Source organism: Kitasatospora sp. NPDC002227 (assembly GCF_040296285.1).
In the GTDB taxonomy this organism is placed as follows: Bacteria; Actinomycetota; Actinomycetes; order Streptomycetales; family Streptomycetaceae; genus Kitasatospora.
Map to the genome: position 1 here is coordinate 1 of NZ_JBEOWY010000024.1, position 18,966 is coordinate 18,966.

The following is an 18,966-nucleotide window of genomic DNA, read 5'->3' on the forward strand; positions in this document are numbered from 1 at the left end:
AACCCCTGCTGCGCCTGAACGTCGAGGCCAAGGACCCGGCCGTGATGGCGGACCTGCGCGACACCGTCCTCGGACTCGTCCGCGCCTGACCCCGAAGGCGGTGCCGGTGCACCCGGGCGGCTCCACACGGCCACCCGGGTGTCACCCTGCCGTCACGAAAGCTGGGTTAGGGTCGATCCCTCCGCAGGCCCGTCGGCACCGGGCACCGCACGCCGTAACCCCCCGTACTCCGGAAGCCATACCTCGAAGGACCCGTGACCATGGACAAGCTCGCCAACACCGTCCGCCCCTACGCCTGGGGCTCGGTCACGTACATCCCCGAGCTGCTGGGCCAGGAGCCGACCGGTGAACCGCAGGCGGAGATGTGGCTGGGCGCCCACCCGGGCGCGCCCTCGCGGGTCGACCGGGGCGCGGGGCCGCAGTCGCTGGCCGAGCTGATCGCCGCGGCGCCGGAGCGGGAGCTCGGGGCGGCGGCCGTCGCCAAGTTCGGGCCGGAGCTGCCCTTCCTGCTCAAGGTGCTCGCCGCCGGCCTGCCGCTCTCCATCCAGGCCCACCCCGACCTGGCCCAGGCCCGCGCCGGGTACGCCGCGGAGGAGGCCCGGGGCATCCCGGCCGACGCGCCGAACCGCAACTACCGCGACGCCAACCACAAGCCCGAACTCATCTGCGCCGTCACCGAGTTCGAAGGCCTGTGCGGGTTCCGCCCGGTGGCCGAGGCGGCCGAGCTGCTCGAATCGCTCGAGGTCGCCGAACTGCTCGACCTGATCCACCTGTTGCGTACCAAGCCGGAGGCCGAGGCGCTCAGCGAGGCGCTCGCCACCGTGCTGTCGATGACCGGCCCGGCCGCCACCGACACGATCGCCAAGGTGGCCGAAGCGGTCGAGCGGGCAGCAGCGGCCGAGCCGGACGGGCAGTTCTCCGGGTACGCCTTCGCCGCCCGTGAATTCCCCGGCGACACCGGCCTGTTGGCCGCCCTGCTGCTCAACTACGTGCGCCTGAAGCCGAACGAGGCGCTCTATCTGGGCGCCGGGATCCCGCACGCCTACCTGCGCGGCCTGGGCGTCGAGATCCTGGCCAACTCCGACAACGTGCTGCGCGGCGGATTCACCCCCAAGCACATCGACGTGCCCGAGCTGCTGCGCGTGGTCATCTTCGAAGGGCGCCACCCCGAGGTGCTGCGCCCCGCCACCGCCGCCGACGGCGAGCAGCTGTACCCGGTGCCGATCGACGAGTTCCGCCTGTCCCGGTACCAGCTGGCCGACGGGGCCGCCCGGCTGACCGGCGCGGCCCCGCAGATCCTCCTCTGCACCGAGGGCGGCGCGCTGCTCACCGCCGCCGACGGCACCACCCTGACCCTCGGCCCGGGCGACTCCGCCTTCCTGCCCGCCGACGGCCGGGACACCACCCTGACCGGCGCCCCCGCCGCCACCGTCTTCCGCGCCACGGTCACGCTGTAGCGGCTACCGCCAGCGCGACGACCGGGGTGACGATCCGTCGGCTGCCTCTCACTCCGGCGGGACCAGCTCGAAGAGGCGGGCGTGCAGGGCTTCGTCGCCGGTGGCGGCCAGCCGGTCGGCCGGGCCGCGGCGCCAGAGGTGGAGCATCAAGTCCGATGCGGTACCGGCCAGTTCGAGGTCACAGGCACCGCCTTCCGGCGCAGCGACGCTGACCTGCGCGCCGTCGAAACAGACCGTCCAGCACCCGGGCCCGTCCGTACGCCGGAGGCGGTAGCGCTCGCCGGCTCCCGGCGGCGAGCCGCGCCAGGCCCGGCGGGCCGGGGCCATCACCTCGAAGAACTGCGGCACGGCGTCCGCCGCCAGCTCGGCGTCGACCGGCGCCGGGGTGCCGAACACCCCCTCGGCGTCCCAGCGGTGCACGGCGGCCTCGATGGTCTGGATCCGCAGCCAGAAGCCGGCCGACTGCTCCGGCGCCCAGGTCCAGACCGGCTCCGCCGGGTCGGCCGCCCCCAGCAGAGCGGCCAACTCGTCGGCGCCCTCGGCGAACCAGTCCGCGAGCAGCGGCGGCGGTGCGCCCCGGTTCGGCGCGGCCGTCGGCAGCGGCCAGCCGGTCAGGTCCGCCGGGAGCCCGTAGATCGTCAGATCGGCCGGGTCCGGCTCGGTGGTCAGGCGCCGGCCGAGGATCCGGCTCACGTAGCGGTGCACACCACCCAGGTGCACCGTCAGGTCGGCGGCCGACCAGGCGGGGCAGGAAGGCACCATCGGCACCGGCTCGACCAGCAGCGCCGGGCGGATCGCCGCCTCGAACGCCCGTACCTCACGGCGAAAGTGGGAGACATGGTCCATCGCCCCACTGTGCCACCTGCCGGCCCGTCGGTTCGTCTACTCTCTGATCAAGCCGCCCCACCGCGTCCAAGGAGCCACCATGCCCGCCTCCACCGCGCTGGTAGAAACCCCGAACTCCGCCGAATACGCCCGCGCCGCCGCCCAGGCCGGCCCCGGCGTGGCGGCCGTCGTCGGCCGGGACGGCCGCGCCACCCTCACGTACGCCGAGGGCACCTGCGTGCTCCACCCGGTCGGCAGGTACCTCGACCTGATCGCCACCGCGCTCACCTCCGAGGCATTGGCGGCCGTCCGCCGCGACGTGACCGAGCGGCTGGCCGCCGCGGACCCGAAGCTCACCGTCGAGTGGTCCGAGCCGGTCGACGGCGAGAACCTGCAGATCACCCACCCGCTGGTCGGCGACTACCTGCTCACCCACTGCACGCCGCCGGACGAGATCCTCCAGGACCTGGTCACCGAGACCAGGGAGGCCACCGGCGGCGCCGCCGGGATGCAGATCTCGCACGACGAAGGTGCCTTCCTCACCATGCTGACCCAGCTGGTCGGCGCCCGCCGGGCCGTCGAGGTCGGCGTCTTCACCGGGTACTCCTCGCTCTGCATCGCGCGCGGCCTGCCCGCCGACGGGCACCTGCTTGCCTGCGACGTCAGCGAGGAGTGGACCTCGCGCGCCAAGCCGTACTGGGAGCGCGCGGGCGTGGCCGACCGGATCGAGCTGAGGATCGCCCCGGCCCTGGAGACCCTGCGCGCCCTCCCGCTGGAGGAGAACATCGACATCGCCTTCATCGACGCCGACAAGGTCAGCTACCCGCTCTACTTCGAGGAGCTGGTCCGGCGGCTGCGCCCCGGCGGCCTGATCGTGCTCGACAACGTCCTCCAGGCCGGCGCCGTCGTCGACCCCGCCTGCGACCGGCCCCAGTACGTGACCATGCGCGAGCTCAACGACCGGATCGCCGCCGACCAGCGCGTCGACTCGGTCATGCTCCCGGTCCGCGACGGCGTCACCCTGGCCCGCAAGCGCTGAGCCGCCCGGGGGCGTGAGACGGCCTCACTGCGAGGCCGTCTCACGCCCCCGCCCGGTCCGGGCGGGCCGGGCCTCTGAAGGGGAGGGTCTGGCGGTAGACGATGCTCGTCGTGGTGGACCCGAAGGCGGCGAGCTCGTCGATCAGCCGCTCCAGATGGCCCATCGAAGTCGCCGCGACCTTGAGGGTGTAGCAGTCGTCGCCCGTGGTCCGCAGGCACTCCAGGATCTCGCGGCGCTCGGCGAGCAGCCGGTGCAGCGGTTCGTGGCGGCTGCCGGGGTACTTGAGGCGCACCACCGCGAGCACCGGGTACCCCACCCTGGTCAGATCCACCTCGGCCCGGTAGCCGGTGATCACCCCCTGCGCCTCCAGCTGGCGCACCCGCTCGGTGGTCGCCGAGGCACTCAGGCTCACCCGGCGCCCGAGCTCGCTGAGGGAGATCCGCGCCTCGCCCTGCAACTGCCCGATGATGGCCCAGTCCACGTCGTCAAGATTCCCGGTCACCGGCCGAACATACCGTCAGATCCATGGCGCAGACCTCGGTTTACCAGGAGAAGTCCGTTCAATCCGAGGTGACCGCCAAGATAGCGTCGCTGCCATGCACCTAGGCGTCAACGTCCCCAACTTCGGGCCCGGCACCGACCCCGGCGTCCTGCGCGAGTGGGCCCGGACGGTGGAGGGCCTCGGCTACGACCTGCTCATGATGTCCGACCACCTGGTCATCACCCCGGACGTGGCCGAGCGCTACCCCGAGCCGTTCTACGAGCCCTTCACCACGCTCGCCTGGCTGGCCGGCGCCACCAGCAGGCTGCGCTTCGGCACCACCGTGCTGATCCTGCCCTACCGCGACCCGCTGCTGACCGCCCGCACCGCCACCACCCTGCACCGGCTCACCGAAGGCCGCCTGGTGCTCGGCGCCGGCATCGGCTGGGCCCGCCAGGAGTTCGAGGCCCTCGGCATCCCGTTCGCCGACCGGGGCCGCCGCACCGACCAGGCCCTGGCCACCCTGCGCCGCACCTGGCAGGCCGAAGGCACCGACATCCCGCTCTGGATCGGCGGCAACAGCGCCGCCGGCCTGCGCCGCACCCTCGCGTACGGCGACGCCTGGCACCCGCTGCGGCCCACCCTCCCGTGGCTGCGCGCCACCCTCCCCGAGCAGCCGCTCCCCGGCCTCGCGCCCCGGATCGCCCTGCGGCTCACCACCACCCCGGTCACCGACCCCGACCGGACCGCCGGGGTCGGCACCCTCGGCCAAGTCCTCACCGACCTGCGCGAGCTGCGCGGGCTCGGCGCCGACAGCGTCGTCCTCGACCCGTACCACGGCGACCCCGCCGCCACCCTGACCCCCGCCACCGCCTGGCGCGACCTCACCGCCGTCGCCACCCACTGGAAGGCAGCACCGTGATCACCCCCGCCGACGAAGCACTCCTGCGCCGCGCCATCGAGATCGCCGCCACCGCCGTCACCCTCGGCGACGCCCCCTACGGCTCGCTGCTCGCCGCCCCGGACGGCACCGTCCTCGCCGAGGCCCACAACACCGTCCGCCGGGACGACGACATCACCGCCCACCCCGAACTCAAACTCGCCCGCTGGGCCGCCCGCGAGCTCGACCCCGCCACGGCCGCCCGTACCACCATGTTCACCAGCTGCCAGCCTTGCACCATGTGCGAGGGCGCCCTCCAGCGCTCGGGCCTGGGCCGCGTCGTGCACGCCCTCTCCACCGGACAACTCATCGCCCTCAACCCCGCCTCCGGCACCTGGCCCACCCCCACCCACGAAGGCCCCGCCCTCTACGACCTCGCCCGCACCCCCGTCGAGACCTACTACACCGGGTGAGCCCCCTGGTACGCCAACCGCTCGTCCGCCCCCTCCCCGATCCGCCCCAACAGATCGTCCAACCTCAGGAACTCCTCCCACTCCGGCCGACCGCTGCACCGCACCAGCTCGGCCACCACCAGCTCCTCCAGCTCCGGCACCCGCTTGCCCTTCCAGACCTTGTCGGCCAGGCTCACCAGCAGGTCCTCGATCCCGGTCCCTCCCCACCGGGCATGCCCCTCGGCGAACCGGGCCAGCTCCGCAGGCACCCCGTACCCCAGCAGCAACTCCCGCCCGGCCACCTCGTGTTCAGAACCCGGCCCGGACAGCTCGGCGGGGTGCAGCGCCTTGCCGATGTCATGCGTGGCCGCCCCGAACAGCACCGCCTCCCGGTCCATCTCCAGCCCCGGACACTGCGCCGCCACCCACTCCGTCAACTGTGACGCCACGTCATGGACGGCCCGCAGATGGGCCACCAGCCGCAGCGGTGCGGCCGCCCGCTCCAACAGCTGGACCACCCGCCCCGGCAGCGGCTCCAACTCCGGGCCCCGGGTCTGCCCGGTGGCTGTCGCGGTGATGTTCTTCATCGCGCCAGGGTAGGCGTGCTCCCGTCCGCCCCCCTCTTCTCGCCGGAGGCCCTGCCATGGCTGCCAAGTTCACCGAACTCGCGATCGACTGCGCCGATCCCGCCGCCCTCGCCCGGTTCTGGTGCGCCGTCCTCGCCGACCCGGAGGGCAACGAGTTCTGCGTCCTGGCCGGCCGGCTCGACCCGAAGCCGTAGGGCGGATCGGTGGGCTTGCCGACCGAGACCAGGTACGGCCACCCGTACGGTCCGACGCAGCCGCATCCGTCGCCCGCTCGGACTGGGGCCGGCCCGGCTCCTGCCAGTGGCCGATCCACCCAGCCGTGCCGAGCACCATCACCCCGGACGGCGCAGTGATGGTCCCCGACTCGACGGATCTCTCACGCATGCGGCCGAGTCCGCCGCCCCCGTACGACACCCAGTACGAGATCCTCAGGCCATGAGTGACGCCGAAACAGCATGGCAGTCGTGGTTGTCCGGGCTCACCCCTTCGAAGCGGGCCGCAGCCGAGACCCTCCGCACCCGCTTCGAGGCCCTCGGTGCCACCGACGCCCCCACCTGGGTGACCTCAGCGATCGACGAGGCCCAACCGCACCTCGCCCGCTTCCTGCTGCTCCGCTCCCTGTGGGACGTCGCGATCGACAGTTGGGGCACCCCGGGCGCCCTGGAACAGATCCCGGCGGCCCGACGCCTCCTGGCCGCAGGAGCGGACCGGGACGACCTGCTGCTCCTCGCCCGGGCCGCCGCCTACGAATCCGTCTTCGCCACGGTGGACACCCTCGACACCGGCCCGGACACGGACGTTCCCGGGATCGACACCGGCTGGCTGCTCATGGAATCCACCGACGACGGCTCCCCCACCGGCCGCACCCTCGACGGCCTGCACGAAGACCTGCTGACCACCGACCCGAGCGGCCGGGACGGCGCGGACCTGTGGCAGTGAACCGCCTCGGCCCACCGGCCGCCCTCCTCAGCTGTCGAACCAGACCACCAGCCGGACGTTCTCGTCCCCGTGCAAGGCGGCGAGCGTCTCCATGACCGTCCAGACCGGCTGCCACTCGCCGTTCTCCTCGACGGCGTCCCGACGGCTGATCCGAGTGGACCGGTAGACCCTGTCGCCGCTGCGCCACTCGCTGCCCTCGGGCCAGGTCGGCTCCTGCTCGGAAACCCGCCGGTCGATGCCGGACACCTCGGCGAACTCCCGGGACCACGCGGACTTGCCCACGTACTCGAGCCCGTCGGCCGTCCGCCGGTACTCGTGAATCCGGCTGTCGTCCTTCTCGGTCAGCTCGGTCCAGTCGACCGCCTTCAGCTCGGCCCAGGTGATCCAGCTGGTGCCGGAAACCGACTCCGGCCACTGCGCCAGCCGGTCCAGCTCCGCCCTCACCGCATCCGAGGCGTCCGCCGGCCTCCCCCGACCCGCCGCCAGCGGCCGGAAGTTGGCGTAGTTGCGGACCCCGAACAGGCAGCCGAAGGCGTCGTAGTCCCTACCCCGGTAAAGCATGAAGAGGTTGACGGCCGCGTGCCAGACCGGCTCCCCCTCCTCGTGCAACCGCCAGGCCCGGCACTCCACCAAGCCACTGATGTCCGTCCCCATAGCGGATATTCTCCGGTCGTCGTCCACCCGTTTCGCCAAGACCCGGGCCCTGGCCCTTGCTGCAGAGGCCCTGTGGTGATTGGGTCGTCCCCGCAGCCGCCGACTCGGGCGGGTGCGGGACTTCACGGGGGAACAGAGATGCCGATCCGTCACACTCGAACGCTCGCCATCGCCACCGGCCTCGCCGCCGCGGCCCTGGCCGTCGCCGGCTTCGGCACGGCCGTCACCGTCCAGGCGTCCGCGCCGCATGCCGGTGCCGTCGCTCGGGTCCTGGTCGACGGCCAGTCCGAGCACCTCGCTCCGCAGGGCAGGCCCGTCAGCCCGGCATGGGGCGAGGACTGGCCGGACGGCGTGGCGGCTCTGAACACCGGCGGCGACGTCGCCACCAGTTTTCAGGCCCGCCTCTCCAACGTTCAGGCCCATCTCTCCAGCGACTGAGCCTTACCGGGGGCGCTACTCCCGGGTCATGTCGACGAAGCGGGAGTAGTGGCCCTGGAAGGCCACGGTGATGGTGGCGGTGGGGCCGTTACGGTGCTTGGCGACGATCAGGTCCGCCTCGCCGGCGCGGGGGGACTCCTTCTCGTAGGCGTCCTCACGGTGGAGCAGGATGACCATGTCCGCGTCCTGCTCGATCGAGCCGGACTCACGCAGGTCGCTGACCATCGGCTTCTTGTCGGTGCGCTGCTCGGGGCCACGGTTCAGCTGGGAGAGCGCGATGACCGGCACCTCGAGCTCCTTCGCCAGCAGCTTGAGGTTACGGGACATGTCCGAGACCTCCTGCTGACGGTTCTCGGCCCGGCGCGAGCCACCGGACTGCATCAGCTGGAGGTAGTCGATGACCACCAGCTTGAGGTCCGCACGCTGCTTCAGCCGCCGGCACTTCGCCCGGATCTCCATCATCGACAGGTTCGGCGAGTCGTCGATGTACAGCGGAGCCGCCGTCACATCCGGCATCCGCCGGGCGACTCGCGTCCAGTCGTCGTCCGTCATCTGCCCCGACCGCATGTGGTGCAGCGCCACCCGCGCCTCCGCCGAGAGCAGGCGCATCGCGATCTCGTTGCGCCCCATCTCAAGGGAGAAGATGACCGAAGGCAGCCCGTTCGTGATCGAGCAGGCGCGGGAGAAGTCCAACGCGAGAGTGGAGTTGTGCACCACGATGTCGTTGGCGACGAAGTTGTGGGTGCCGTCCACCGTCAGGTCGAAGACCTGCTCCTCGCCCGCCGGGACCACGGACTCGACCGCGTCCCACTGGACGTCGGAGGAGGCCAGGTCCAGCAGGGCCCGCGAGTCCAGCGCCTTCGCCAGCTCCATCAGCCGGTGCCGGCTCACCGCCTGCCCGACGTGCCAGTTGTGGCTACGCGGACGCCCGGCTCGCGCGCTCAGCTCGGCCCAGCTCAGCCTGCCCTTCTCAGCCTGGACCAGATCCCAGACCTCGCCGGGGATCAGATCCAGGTTCGGCCGGCCCACCCGCTCACCGAAGCTCTCCAGGACCTCGGCCAGCTGCGCTTCCTTCGAGAAGATCCCGACCCGCGCGGCGAAGGTGCGGATCTGGTCGATGTCGTGGATCAACACCTGGAAGGCCGGCCGCCGCTCACCCTGGTACGCCACCGTGCGGCGCACCACCTCGGCCACGATGCCCAGCCGCAGCAGCAGGTGCGCCACGTCCCGGGCCAACCGCTCGCTGACCGAGCAGTAGCCGATCTGCGGCTGGTTGCCCGGCTTGGAGACCGAGGCCCAGCCGTCGGTGGCGTAGAGCCGGGAGAGGAAGAGGGCGATCTGCGGCTCGGGGAGCCGGAAGATCGGCACGGGGACGAACTTGGTGTGACTGCCCGTGCCCATCAGGCCCCACTCGCGCAGGCGCGCTGTGAGCGGGTTGCCGCCGTCCAGAGCAGCCGAGAGCGTCACCCGGGAGGGGTGGTCGTGCGGCTGCTCCTGCGCGCAGTCCCGGTCGGAACAGGCCCGCCCGACACCGTGGTGCGGCCGCAGCAGCAGCTGCCGGGCCCAGCGGTCGGCGTCGGCGCGGATCGCGGCCGAGCAGGCGGTGAGGGACGGGGTCTTCCCCAGCAGGCTGCCGTCACCGAGCAGATAGCCCGTCAGAGCCACCAGCGCGCTCGGCAGCTCGGCCGACGCCCCCGCCTGGAGGTCGCGGGCCACGGCGATCCGGTCGCCCCGCTGCAGCTCCTCCAGCGGCACCCAGCCCCGCAGAGTGCGGAAGGGATGGTTCGGCGTCGCGGTGATGGAGCGTCCGAGCTGGGTGGTCAGAGTGAGCACGGCCCGGCGGCCGTTGTCGATGAAGTCCGAGGGCTGGACAGCACGCAACTTCCACTCATCGTCGAGAGTGTGCACCTCGAGGTGCTCACCGGCCTGCCCCCGGTGCACGAAGTCTGCGACAGTGACGCGCTCTCCGGAAAGAGCCTCAGTAATGACTGAACTGCCACTTAGGCACTTACCCATAGCCGGTCGTGCCGCGATGACGATCATCTGGCCGGGGTGGAGGCCGTTGGTGAGGGCGTCGAGGTCGGCGAAGCCGGTGGGGACGCCGGACATCTGGCCCTGGCGGGAGCCGATGGCCTCGATCTCGTCGAGGGCGCCTTCCATGATGTCGGCGAGGGGGGCGTAATCCTCGCTGGTGCGCTGTTCGGTGACGGCGTAGATCTCGGCCTGGGCGGCGTTGACGATCTCGTCGACGTCGCCCTCGGCGGCGTAGCCCATGCCGGCGATGCGGGTACCGGCCTCGACCAGGCGGCGCAGGACGGCGCGCTCGTGGACGATCTCCGCGTAGTACTCGGCGTTGGCGGCCGTCGGGACGGAGTTGACCAGGGTGTGCAGGTAGGAGGCGCCGCCGACCCGGGCCAGCTCGCCGCGCTTGGTCAGCTCGCTGGCGACGGTGATCGGGTCGGCCGGCTCGCCGCGGGCGTAGAGGTCGAGGATCGCGCTGTGGATCAGCTCATGGGCGGGGCGGTAGTAGTCGATGGGCTTGAGGACCTCGACCACGTCCGCGATGGCGTCCTTGGACAGCAGCATGCCGCCGAGCACGGACTGCTCGGCCGGGATGTCCTGCGGGGGCACCCGCTCGAAGCTGTCGGCGGCGGAGCGTTCCTCCTCGGCACCGGAGCCGCCGTCCCGCTTGCCCTTGCCCCCGAAGGAGCCGCCCTTCCCGTTGAAGGAGCCCTTGCCGCCGCCGGAGCCACCGGACCCGCCGGAGCCGGAGCCAGAGCCGGAGCCGGAGCCGTCCCGGCGCGAGACGGGCAGCCGGTCGCCCGGCCCGTCCGGGAAGGGCCCCGGGGGGAAGGCATCGTCGGACGGCTGCCAGTCGTCCTCCGGCGGCGGAGGCACGTCGTGGTCGTCGTACTGGGGGCCGGTCACGCGAGTTCCCCGATCAGCGAGCGGTGCGGTTGGAGCGGTCAACCAGGAGTGGTGGGCAGGTGCTTCCTTCATACGCCACCGGCCGGACAAATCCGACGTCGGGGGGCGGGTGTCGCCCGGAAGGCACGGCGGGCAGGCGTCCACGCTAAGGGGCCGGGAGGCGATCGGCCAAGATGGTTATCCACAGGACATGTGGACGACTGTCCCCGGCCTGTGGGTAACTGCCTCGAACCTGTGCACAACTCTGTGGACATCACTGTGGATAACCACACGATCTACTCGGCGTCAACGCTCTGACCTGCAAATACTCCCTCCACCGGCTGTGCATGAGAAATTCTTCACACAGCCCCGCGCTCACTCCCGCGGAGCAGTCGCCCACCACTGTCCACAGCTTGTGACGTAATCCCCAATAGGCCATAGCGCTCATTACCTGTGGATGAGTAGGCTGACCCGGTGACCACCGCCCCCGCTCCCCGCCCACAGGACCGGCGCCGCCACGACCGCGAGATTCTCGCCCTGGCCGTCCCGGCCTTCGGCGCACTCGTCGCCGAGCCGCTCTTCCTGCTCGCCGACTCCGCGATCGTCGGCCACCTCGGCACCGCCCAGCTGGCCGGTCTCGGCGTCGCCGCGACCCTGCTCTCCACCGCGACCGGGGTCTTCGTCTTCCTGGCGTACGCGACCACGGCGGCCGTGGCCCGCCGGATCGGCGCCGGGGACCGCCGGGCGGCCGTGCAGCAGGGCATGGACGGCATCTGGCTCGCCCTGCTGCTCTCCGTCGGCGTGGCCGCGGCCGCCCTGCTGCTGGCCCCGCAGGCGGCCGACGCCCTCGGCGCCTCCCCGACCGCCGCGCCGTACGCGGTCACCTATCTGCGGATCAGCGCACTGGGCATCCCGGGGATGCTGATGGTGCTGGCCGCCACCGGCGTGCTGCGCGGCTTCCAGGACACCCGCACCCCGCTGCTGGTGGCGATCGGCGGCTTCGGCGCCAACATCGCGCTGAACCTCGGGCTGGTCTACGGCGCCGGGCTCGGCGTGGCCGGCTCGGCCTGGGGCACGGTGATCGCGCAGACCGGGATGGCCGCCGCGTACCTGGTCGTGGTGGTCCGCGGCGCCCGCCGGGCCGGGGCGAGCCTGCGGCCGGACGCAGCCGGCATCCGGGCCTGCGCCCGGGCCGGCGGGCCGCTGCTGATCCGCACCCTGAGCCTGCGCGCGGTGCTGGTGATCGCCACCGCCGTGGCCGCCGGGCTGGGTGACACCCGGATCGCGGCGCACCAGATCACCATGACCATCTGGGGCTTCCTGGCCTTCGCGCTGGACGCCATCGCGATCGCCGGGCAGGCCATCATCGGCCGCTACCTGGGCGCCGGCGACCTGCCGGGCACCCGGGCCGCCGCCCGGCGGATGGTGCAGTGGGGCATCGGCTCGGGGGTGCTGCTCGGGCTGGCGCTGGTGCTGGCCCGGCCGCTGTACGTACCGCTGTTCACCACCGACCCGGCGGTCCGGCACCAGCTGGGCACCGCCCTGCTGCTGGCCGCGCTCACCCAGCCGGTCGGCGGGCTGGTCTTCGTGCTGGACGGGGTGCTGATGGGCGCCGGGGACGGCACCTACCTGGCCTGGGCGATGCTCGCCAACCTGGTGGTCTTCACCCCGGCCGCGTTCGCCGTACCGGCCCTGGGGCTCGGCCTGGCCGGGCTCTGGTGGGCGATGAACCTGTTCATGCTCACCCGGGCCGCCCTGCTCTGGCACCGCTTCCGTACGGGCGCGTGGGCCGTCCCGGGCGCCGTCCGGGCCTGAACCAGCCGTCCGGGCCTGAGCGGGAAGGGACCGGAAAGGCGAAGGGCCGGGCTCCCCCGAAGGGGAACCCGGCCCTCACAGCCGAGTCAGCTCGGCCTGGGCTCGGAGAGCTCAGGCACCGACGACGGCGACGTCCAGGTTGGCCTGGACATCGGCGTGCAGCTTGACCGAGACGCGGTGGGTGCCCACGGTCTTGATCGGCGAGGCGATCGCGACGGCGCGCTTGTCCACGACCGGGCCGTTGGCGGCCTTGATGGCCTCCACGACGTCGGCCTGCGTCACCGAGCCGAACAGGCGGCCGGCGTCGCCGGAGCGAACGGCCAGCTTGACCTGCAGGCCCTCGAGCTGGCCCTTGATCTCGTTGGCAGCCTCGAGGGTCTGGATCTCGTGGATCTTGCGGGCGCGACGGATGGCGTCGACGTCCTTCTGGCCACCGCGGGTCCAGCGGATGGCGAAGCCACGCGGGACCAGGAAGTTACGGGCGTAACCGTCCTTGACCTCGACGACCTCGCCGGCCGAGCCGAGACCGGGAACCTCGTGCGTGAGGATGATCTTCATGTTTCGGTCACCCTCTCTTAGCGCGTGGTGGAGGTGTAGGGCAGCAGCGCCATCTCACGGCTGTTCTTCACGGCCGTGGCGACGTCACGCTGGTGCTGGGTGCAGTTGCCGGTGACCCGGCGGGCGCGGATCTTGCCGCGGTCGGAGATGAACTTGCGAAGCAGGTTCGTGTCCTTGTAGTCAACGTAGTTGACCTTGTCCTTGCAGAAGACGCAAACCTTCTTCTTAGGCTTGCGAGCAGGCGGCTTCGCCATCGTTTGCTCCTGTGATTACGAAATCTGTCAGCGTTCGCCGGGCCCGAGGGCCGGCGCCATACCGCTTGGAACTACTGGCTCCCGTTTAGAACGGGGGCTCTTCCGAGTAGCCGCCGCCGGACGGGGCACCCCAGCCGCCGCCACCCTGGTTTCCACCAGAGGGAGCACTGGACGCCCACGGGTCGTCGGAGGGGCCGGACTGACCGCCGGAGTTGCCCTGCGGGCCACCCCAACCGCCGCCCTGCTGGCCGCCGCCGTAACCGCCCTGGCCGCCGCCGCCACCGAAGCCACCACCGGGACCGCCCTGACCACCGGACCGGTTGGCCCGGGTGACCTTGGCGGTGGCGGAACGCAGGCTCGGACCGACCTCGTCGACCTCGACCTCGAAGACCGTGCGCTTCTCGCCTTCCTTGGTCTCGTAAGACCGCTGGCGCAGTCGGCCCTGCACGATGACGCGCATGCCGCGCTGCAGCGATTCGGCGACGTTCTCCGCGGGCTGACGCCAGACGTTGCACGTGAGGAAGAGGCTCTCGCCGTCCTTCCACTCGTTGGTCTGACGGTCGAAGGTCCGCGGCGTCGAAGCGATGCGGAACTTGGCGACCGCGGCACCCGACGGGGTGAAGCGCAGCTCGGGGTCGTCGACGAGATTGCCGACGAGGGTGATGACGGTCTCGCCTGCCATGGTGGTGATGACCTCTCGGAAAGAAGTTCTGCGGTGCTCGCCCGGATGTTTCACGTGAAACACCGGGCGTGAACCAACCCGACGCCTAGGGCGTCAGGAAGTGGCTCAGTGGGTGTCCGGGCGCAGGACCTTGGTCCGCAGAACCGACTCGCTCAGGCCAAGCTGGCGGTCGAGCTCCTTGACGACCTCAGGGGTGGCCTTGAGGTCGATGACCGAGTAGATGCCCTCGGACTGCTTGTTGATCTCGTAGGCCAGACGACGACGGCCCCAGGTGTCGATCTTCTCGACCTTGCCGCCGCCGTTGCGGACGACAGCCATGAAGTTCTCGATCAGGGGGGCGACAGCGCGCTCCTCGACCGAGGGGTCGAGGATCACCATCAGCTCGTAGTGACGCATGAGAAACCCACCTCCTTTGGACTCAACGGCCACGGTCTCTCCGTGGCAGGAGGGTTGTGCAGCGTCGACACTGGTGCCGTGTGACAGTGCCTGGCCTGCCGGAGGGCAGACGGGGGCACAACTACACCAGTGCAGACCGCACAGCCTACCTGCACCCGTACGGCCGAACAAAACGCATAGGGCTTGTGATCCACGCCCCAATCGCCGCAATCTGGTCGAAGCGGTGCCCGGTGGGTACCGAACGGCACGTCTTCCTCCTCAGGAGGTGGGTCCTTCATGGCACAGACCGTCCGCCGCATGCCGGCCCTGACCCTCAACACCGACGGCCATCCGCACCCCCGTGAGAACACCCTGGTCGGCCTGACCGTGGTGTTCGGGCTGCTGGCCTTCATCAGCTCCTTCTTCCACAGCGTGCACATGCTGAGTTCCTGGACCGGCCTGGCCGGTGTGGTGACCGGCCTGTGGAGCCAGTTCGTCTCGGTCACCACCGCGGAGCGGTTCGTCACGGTGATCGCGCTCGGCGCCGCCGCCTTCGGGCTCGGGATCGGTCTCGCCCATGGCGGGCTGATCGGGTGAACCGGCGGGCTGTTAGCCCGGACGGCGTAACTTGAGGCGCTCTCCTCACGTCTTGGACCTGCACTCGGGTTTCGTGAGGAGAGCGCCGCCGCGTCGGCCGCCCGAGAAACGGACCATTCGGGCGATAGGGTCACTCTCGACCGGCCGACCGAGGAGGAACACCCCAGCATGAGCCTGCGCCTGAGGACGATCACCCGCGAGGAGCACCTGGCGTTCATCGGCGAGCGCCCGTCCGCCAGTCACATGCAGGTGCCCTCCTGGGGCGATGTGAAGGCCGAGTGGCGCTCGGAGAGCATCGGCTGGTTCGACGCCCAGGGGCAGCTGGTCGGCGTGGGGCTGGTGCTCTACCGGCAGCTGCCGAAGGTCAAGCGCTACCTGGCCTACCTGCCCGAGGGGCCGGTGATCGACTGGTTCGACCGCGACCTCGAGCAGTGGCTGCAGCCGATGCTCGCGCACCTCAAGGCCCAGGGCGCGTTCTCGGTGAAGATGGGCCCGCCGGTGGTGATCCGCCGCTGGGACGCGCCGACCATCAAGGACGCGATCGCCGGCAAGGAGGCCAAGCGCCTGCGGGACGTCGAGCCGAGCTGGTACGAGCCGCGCGCCTTCGAGGTGGCCGACCGGCTGCGCAAGGCCGGCTGGCTGCAGGGCGAGGACGGCGGGGCCGGCTTCGGCGACGTCCAGCCGCGGTACGTCTTCCAGGTGCCGCTGGCCAACCGCTCGCTGGACGACATCCAGCGCGGCTTCAACCAGCTCTGGCGGCGCAACATCAAGAAGGCCGAGAAGAGCGGGGTCGAGGTCGTCCAGGGCGGCTACGAGGACCTCGCGGTCTTCCACCAGCTCTATGTGGTGACGGCCCAGCGGGACGGCTTCACCCCGCGCCCGCTCGCCTACTTCCAGCGGATGTGGAAGGCGCTGGCGGCCGAGGGCCCGGACCGGATGCGGCTCTACCTGGCCTACCACGAGGGCGAGCCGCTGGCCGCGACCACGATGCTCACCGTCGGCGAGCACGTCTGGTACTCCTACGGCGCCTCGGCCGACCACAAGCGCGAGGTGAAGCCCTCCAACGCGATCCAGTGGCGGATGATGCGCGACGCGTACGCGCTCGGCGCCGGGATCTACGACCTGCGCGGGATCAGCGACACCCTCGACGAGGACGACCACCTCTTCGGCCTGATCCAGTTCAAGGTCGGCACCGGCGGCCAGGCCGCCGAGTACCTGGGCGAGTGGGACTTCCCGCTCAACAAGCTGCTGCACAAGGCGCTCGACCTCTACATGTCGCGCCGCTGAACGTCCTAGCTCTCGGGAGTACACCGATGACCCTCTCGCTCGCCGTGGACACCGCCCGTTGGCGGGCCCACCAACGCGCCGTGCTGGCCGAGTTCCCCGGCCTGGTGCCGGTGGCCAAGGGGAACGGGTACGGGCTGGGCAACGCCCGGCTGGCGGCGGAGGCCGAGCTGCTCGGCACCCCGCTGCTCGCGGTGGGGACGGCGGCGGAGGCCGCGGCGGTGCTCGACCACTTCCGTGGTGACGTCCTGGTGCTGACGCCGTACCGGGCCGGCGAGGACCAGGCCGAGCTGCCCGCGCGGGTGATCCGGACGGTGGCGCACCTCGAGGCGCTGCGCGCGCTGCCGCCCGGGAGCCGGGTGGTGGTGGAGTGCATGACGAGCATGCGGCGGCACGGGATCGCTCCGGCGGACCTGCCCAGACTGCCGATGGACGGGGTGGTGTTCGAGGGCTTCGCGCTGCACCTGCCGCTGGACCGGCCGGGTGAGGCCCCCGGTGACGAAGCGTCGGTGGCCGAGGTGACCGGCTGGGTCGAGGCAGTCGCGGCGGCCGGGCTGCCCACCGGCACCGTCTTCCTCAGCCACCTCGGCGCGGCGGGGGTGGCCCGGCTCGCCGCGCGGTTCCCGGGGACGGACTTCCGCTCCCGGATCGGCACCCGGCTCTGGCTGGGCGACCCGGGCGCGCTGACCGCCCGGGCCACCGTGCTCGACGTGACGCCCATCGTCAAGGGCGACCGGTACGGCTACCGCCAGCACCGGGCGCCCTCGGACGGGCACCTGCTGGTGGTCACCGGCGGCACGGCGCACGGCGTCGGCCTGGAGGCCCCGAAGTACCTGCACGGCATGGTGCCGCGGGCCAAGGGCCTGGCCCGGGCGGGCCTGGCCACCGTGAACCGCACCCTCTCGCCGTACTCCTGGACAGGGCGTCAGCTCTGGTTCGCCGAGCCGCCGCACATGCAGGTGAGCATCCTCTTCCTGCCCGGTGACACCAAGCCCCCGGTGATCGGTGACGAGCTCCCGCTGAACACCCGGCACACCACCACCCACTTCGACCGGGTGGTCGACCGCTAGGGTCCCGTCCCTAGACCTCTTCGCGGTCCTCGTGGGCGACGGGCTTGGCCCAGTCGAGGTCGGCGAGGCGGAACTCCTCGTACGTCTCCTCCTCCTGCAGCCGCCGGGCGGCGCCGAGCACGAAGACGTCCGGGGCCTCGTCGAGGACGCCGCCCGAGGGGTCGTCACTGCCGTCCCAGCGCACGGGGTCGCGCTCGGGGCGCAGAATGTCGTGGACCACCACCGCGCACAGGTAGAGCGTGCCGATCAGGTGCAGTGCGATGGCGAAGTGGTACCAGTCCAGGCCGATGCCGTGCTGCTTGGAGTCGCTGATCGAGGCCAGGTAGGACCAGATCCCGAGGAAGTAGAGCGCCTCGGCGGCCTGCCAGATCAGGAAGTCCCGCCAGCGCGGGCGCGCGAGCGCGGCCAGCGGGATCAGCCAGAGCACGTACTGCGGCGAGTAGACCTTGTTGGTGAGCACGAAGGCGGCCACCACCAGGAAAGCCAGCTGGGCGAAGCGCGGGCGGCGCGGGGCGGAGAGCGCGAGCCAGCCGATCGCCAGGCAGGCCAGGACCAGCAGGATGGCGATCCAGGTGTTGAGGGTGCTCAGCTGCTCGTTGCGGGTCTGCATCAGGATCAGCCAGAAGGAGCCGTAGTCCTCCTTGCGGCCCTGGCTGAAGGTGTAGAAGGTGGCCCAGCCCTGCCAATTTGCGATCATGATCGGCAGGTCCACCACCAGCCAGGCCAGCGCCGTGCCCCCGGCGGCCGCGCCGAACTCGCGCCAGCGGCCGGCCCGCCAGCAGAGCACCAGGAGCGGGCCGAGCAGCAGGACGGGGTAGAGCTTGGCGGCGGTGGCCAGGCCGATGAACACACCGGACCAGCCGGGGCGGCCGCCCGACCAGTAGGCCATCGCCACGGCGGCCAGGGCGACGGCGAGCAGGTCCCAGTTGACGGTCGAGTCCAGGGCCAGGCAGGGAGCCAGGGCGAACAGCAGCGCGTCCCAGGGGCGGCGGCGGTGGGTGCGGCTGAGCGCGACCACGATCACCACCGCGCAGATCATCAGCATGCCGGCGTTGATCATCCAGAACCACTGCTCGCGGGCCTCGCCGGTGCCGCCCGCCGGCGTCAGCCAGGCGGCGACCTGCATGAAGAGCCCGGTCAGCACCGGGTACTCCAGGTACTGCATGTCCGGGGAGGGCTGCGGGAGCCTGTCGAGGTACGGGTGGAGCCCGGCGGCGAAGCCGCGGCCGGTGAAGAGATGCGGGATGTCGCTGTAGCAGGCGTGGGTGTACTGGGCGGCGGCACCGTGGAACCAGGCGCCGTCGTAGCAGGGCAGCTTCTGCACCATGCCGAGCACCGAGGTGATGATCACCGCGACGGCCAGGAATCGGGCCGGCACCCACCAGGAGACCCCGAGCAGCGCGCGCCGGCCGGGCGGCCCGCCGAGCACCTCGCTGCCCGCGGCGGCGATCGGATCCTCGTCCGCCGGGACGACCACGGTGCCCGGCGGCGGCCCCATCGTGGCCACGGCAGCTTCGTCACGCTCGCTCGACGTCATGGCGGACATGATGCCGCACGATTCCTGGGCGGACGAAGAGGCTGGTCGCCATATCCCGTGCGGACCGGCAGTGACGGAGGGGCAGATGAACGAAGGGCGCGGCATGCGCCGCGCCCTTCCTCATCCCTCCGCTGC

20 protein-coding genes and 1 pseudogene are annotated in these 18,966 nt (G+C 71.5%); 11 read left to right on the forward strand and 10 right to left on the reverse strand.

The window, feature by feature from the left end:
* Nucleotides 1–260: 260 nt before the first annotated feature.
* Complete coding sequence (gene manA / locus ABT095_RS21505; protein ID WP_350531068.1) at nucleotides 261–1,457, forward strand: mannose-6-phosphate isomerase, class I; 1,197 nt, start codon at nucleotides 261–263, stop codon at nucleotides 1,455–1,457.
* A gap of 48 nt (nucleotides 1,458–1,505) precedes the next feature.
* On the opposite strand, the gene ABT095_RS21510 is transcribed toward manA, so the two are convergent.
* On the reverse strand, nucleotides 1,506–2,303 hold the full coding sequence (locus ABT095_RS21510; protein ID WP_350531069.1) for a maleylpyruvate isomerase N-terminal domain-containing protein: 798 nt from the start codon (nucleotides 2,301–2,303) through the stop codon (nucleotides 1,506–1,508).
* Between the two features lie 370 nt (nucleotides 2,304–2,673).
* On the opposite strand from ABT095_RS21510, the gene ABT095_RS21515 reads away from it, so the two are divergent.
* Entirely contained in the window at nucleotides 2,674–3,321 is a 648-nt protein-coding gene (locus ABT095_RS21515) for an O-methyltransferase (RefSeq protein WP_350531154.1), read from the forward strand.
* A gap of 40 nt (nucleotides 3,322–3,361) precedes the next feature.
* On the opposite strand, the gene ABT095_RS21520 is transcribed toward ABT095_RS21515, so the two are convergent.
* Complete coding sequence (locus ABT095_RS21520; protein ID WP_350531070.1) at nucleotides 3,362–3,823, reverse strand: Lrp/AsnC family transcriptional regulator; 462 nt, start codon at nucleotides 3,821–3,823, stop codon at nucleotides 3,362–3,364.
* A 94-nt stretch (nucleotides 3,824–3,917) separates the two neighbouring features.
* Between ABT095_RS21520 and ABT095_RS21525 the strand changes: the two genes are divergently transcribed.
* Nucleotides 3,918–4,724: an LLM class flavin-dependent oxidoreductase gene (locus ABT095_RS21525; RefSeq protein ID WP_350531071.1), complete on the forward strand. Its 807-nt coding sequence runs from the start codon at nucleotides 3,918–3,920 to the stop codon at nucleotides 4,722–4,724.
* On the forward strand, nucleotides 4,721–5,155 hold the full coding sequence (locus ABT095_RS21530) for a nucleoside deaminase (protein ID WP_350531072.1): 435 nt from the start codon (nucleotides 4,721–4,723) through the stop codon (nucleotides 5,153–5,155). Before ABT095_RS21525 ends, ABT095_RS21530 begins: the two co-directional genes overlap by 4 nt.
* Here ABT095_RS21530 and ABT095_RS21535 read toward each other — a convergent pair.
* Nucleotides 5,143–5,721 carry an HD domain-containing protein gene (locus tag ABT095_RS21535; RefSeq protein WP_350531073.1) on the reverse strand — a complete coding sequence of 193 codons (579 nt, stop codon included), beginning with the start codon at nucleotides 5,719–5,721 and terminating at the stop codon, nucleotides 5,143–5,145. The genes ABT095_RS21530 and ABT095_RS21535 overlap by 13 nt on opposite strands.
* A gap of 56 nt (nucleotides 5,722–5,777) precedes the next feature.
* Between ABT095_RS21535 and ABT095_RS21540 the strand changes: the two are divergent.
* Both ABT095_RS21540 and ABT095_RS21545 read left to right on the forward strand, forming a co-directional pair.
* Nucleotides 5,778–5,855: pseudogene (locus ABT095_RS21540) on the forward strand (VOC family protein); the annotation flags it as partial.
* Between the two features lie 301 nt (nucleotides 5,856–6,156).
* Nucleotides 6,157–6,660: a hypothetical protein gene (locus ABT095_RS21545; protein ID WP_350531074.1), complete on the forward strand. Its 504-nt coding sequence runs from the start codon at nucleotides 6,157–6,159 to the stop codon at nucleotides 6,658–6,660.
* 27 nt (nucleotides 6,661–6,687) lie between these two features.
* On the opposite strand, the gene ABT095_RS21550 is transcribed toward ABT095_RS21545, so the two are convergent.
* Nucleotides 6,688–7,314, reverse strand: a complete 627-nt coding sequence (locus ABT095_RS21550) for a hypothetical protein (RefSeq protein WP_350531075.1) — start codon at nucleotides 7,312–7,314, stop codon at nucleotides 6,688–6,690.
* 138 nt (nucleotides 7,315–7,452) lie between these two features.
* Between ABT095_RS21550 and ABT095_RS21555 the strand changes: the two genes are divergently transcribed.
* The gene (locus tag ABT095_RS21555) at nucleotides 7,453–7,752 is read left to right on the forward strand and encodes a hypothetical protein (RefSeq protein WP_350531076.1); all 300 of its coding nucleotides are present in this window, start codon (nucleotides 7,453–7,455) and stop codon (nucleotides 7,750–7,752) included.
* Between the two features lie 15 nt (nucleotides 7,753–7,767).
* Here the strand turns inward: ABT095_RS21555 and dnaB are convergent, their stop codons facing one another.
* Nucleotides 7,768–10,680, reverse strand: coding sequence for a replicative DNA helicase (gene dnaB / locus ABT095_RS21560; protein ID WP_502884953.1), 2,913 nt, complete (start codon nucleotides 10,678–10,680; stop codon nucleotides 7,768–7,770).
* A 453-nt stretch (nucleotides 10,681–11,133) separates the two neighbouring features.
* Between dnaB and ABT095_RS21565 the strand changes: the two genes are divergently transcribed.
* The gene (locus ABT095_RS21565) at nucleotides 11,134–12,474 is read left to right on the forward strand and encodes an MATE family efflux transporter (protein ID WP_350531077.1); all 1,341 of its coding nucleotides are present in this window, start codon (nucleotides 11,134–11,136) and stop codon (nucleotides 12,472–12,474) included.
* A 111-nt stretch (nucleotides 12,475–12,585) separates the two neighbouring features.
* Here the strand turns inward: ABT095_RS21565 and rplI are convergent, their stop codons facing one another.
* The 4 genes from rplI to rpsF form a co-directional block, all read right to left on the reverse strand.
* The gene (gene rplI, locus ABT095_RS21570) at nucleotides 12,586–13,032 is read right to left on the reverse strand and encodes a 50S ribosomal protein L9 (protein WP_350531078.1); all 447 of its coding nucleotides are present in this window, start codon (nucleotides 13,030–13,032) and stop codon (nucleotides 12,586–12,588) included.
* Nucleotides 13,033–13,049: 17 nt separating this feature from the next.
* Entirely contained in the window at nucleotides 13,050–13,286 is a 237-nt protein-coding gene (rpsR, locus tag ABT095_RS21575) for a 30S ribosomal protein S18 (RefSeq protein ID WP_030270170.1), read from the reverse strand.
* Nucleotides 13,287–13,371: 85 nt separating this feature from the next.
* A complete protein-coding gene (locus tag ABT095_RS21580) occupies nucleotides 13,372–13,968 on the reverse strand; it encodes a single-stranded DNA-binding protein (protein ID WP_350531079.1) in 597 nt (198 codons plus the stop codon).
* Nucleotides 13,969–14,073: 105 nt separating this feature from the next.
* Nucleotides 14,074–14,364, reverse strand: a complete 291-nt coding sequence (gene rpsF / locus ABT095_RS21585; RefSeq protein WP_350531080.1) for a 30S ribosomal protein S6 — start codon at nucleotides 14,362–14,364, stop codon at nucleotides 14,074–14,076.
* A 276-nt stretch (nucleotides 14,365–14,640) separates the two neighbouring features.
* On the opposite strand from rpsF, the gene ABT095_RS21590 reads away from it, so the two are divergent.
* The 3 genes from ABT095_RS21590 to ABT095_RS21600 all read left to right on the forward strand — a co-directional run bounded on the left by ABT095_RS21590 (nucleotide 14,641) and on the right by ABT095_RS21600 (nucleotide 17,294).
* Nucleotides 14,641–14,940, forward strand: coding sequence for a hypothetical protein (locus ABT095_RS21590; protein ID WP_350531081.1), 300 nt, complete (start codon nucleotides 14,641–14,643; stop codon nucleotides 14,938–14,940).
* 168 nt (nucleotides 14,941–15,108) lie between these two features.
* A complete protein-coding gene (locus tag ABT095_RS21595) occupies nucleotides 15,109–16,227 on the forward strand; it encodes a lipid II:glycine glycyltransferase FemX (RefSeq protein WP_350531082.1) in 1,119 nt (372 codons plus the stop codon).
* Between the two features lie 26 nt (nucleotides 16,228–16,253).
* Nucleotides 16,254–17,294 carry an alanine racemase gene (locus ABT095_RS21600; RefSeq protein ID WP_350531083.1) on the forward strand — a complete coding sequence of 347 codons (1,041 nt, stop codon included), beginning with the start codon at nucleotides 16,254–16,256 and terminating at the stop codon, nucleotides 17,292–17,294.
* A 10-nt stretch (nucleotides 17,295–17,304) separates the two neighbouring features.
* Here ABT095_RS21600 and ABT095_RS21605 read toward each other — a convergent pair whose 3' ends face one another.
* Complete coding sequence (locus ABT095_RS21605) at nucleotides 17,305–18,840, reverse strand: glycosyltransferase family 87 protein (RefSeq protein ID WP_502884954.1); 1,536 nt, start codon at nucleotides 18,838–18,840, stop codon at nucleotides 17,305–17,307.
* Between the last annotated feature and the right edge of the window lie 126 nt (nucleotides 18,841–18,966).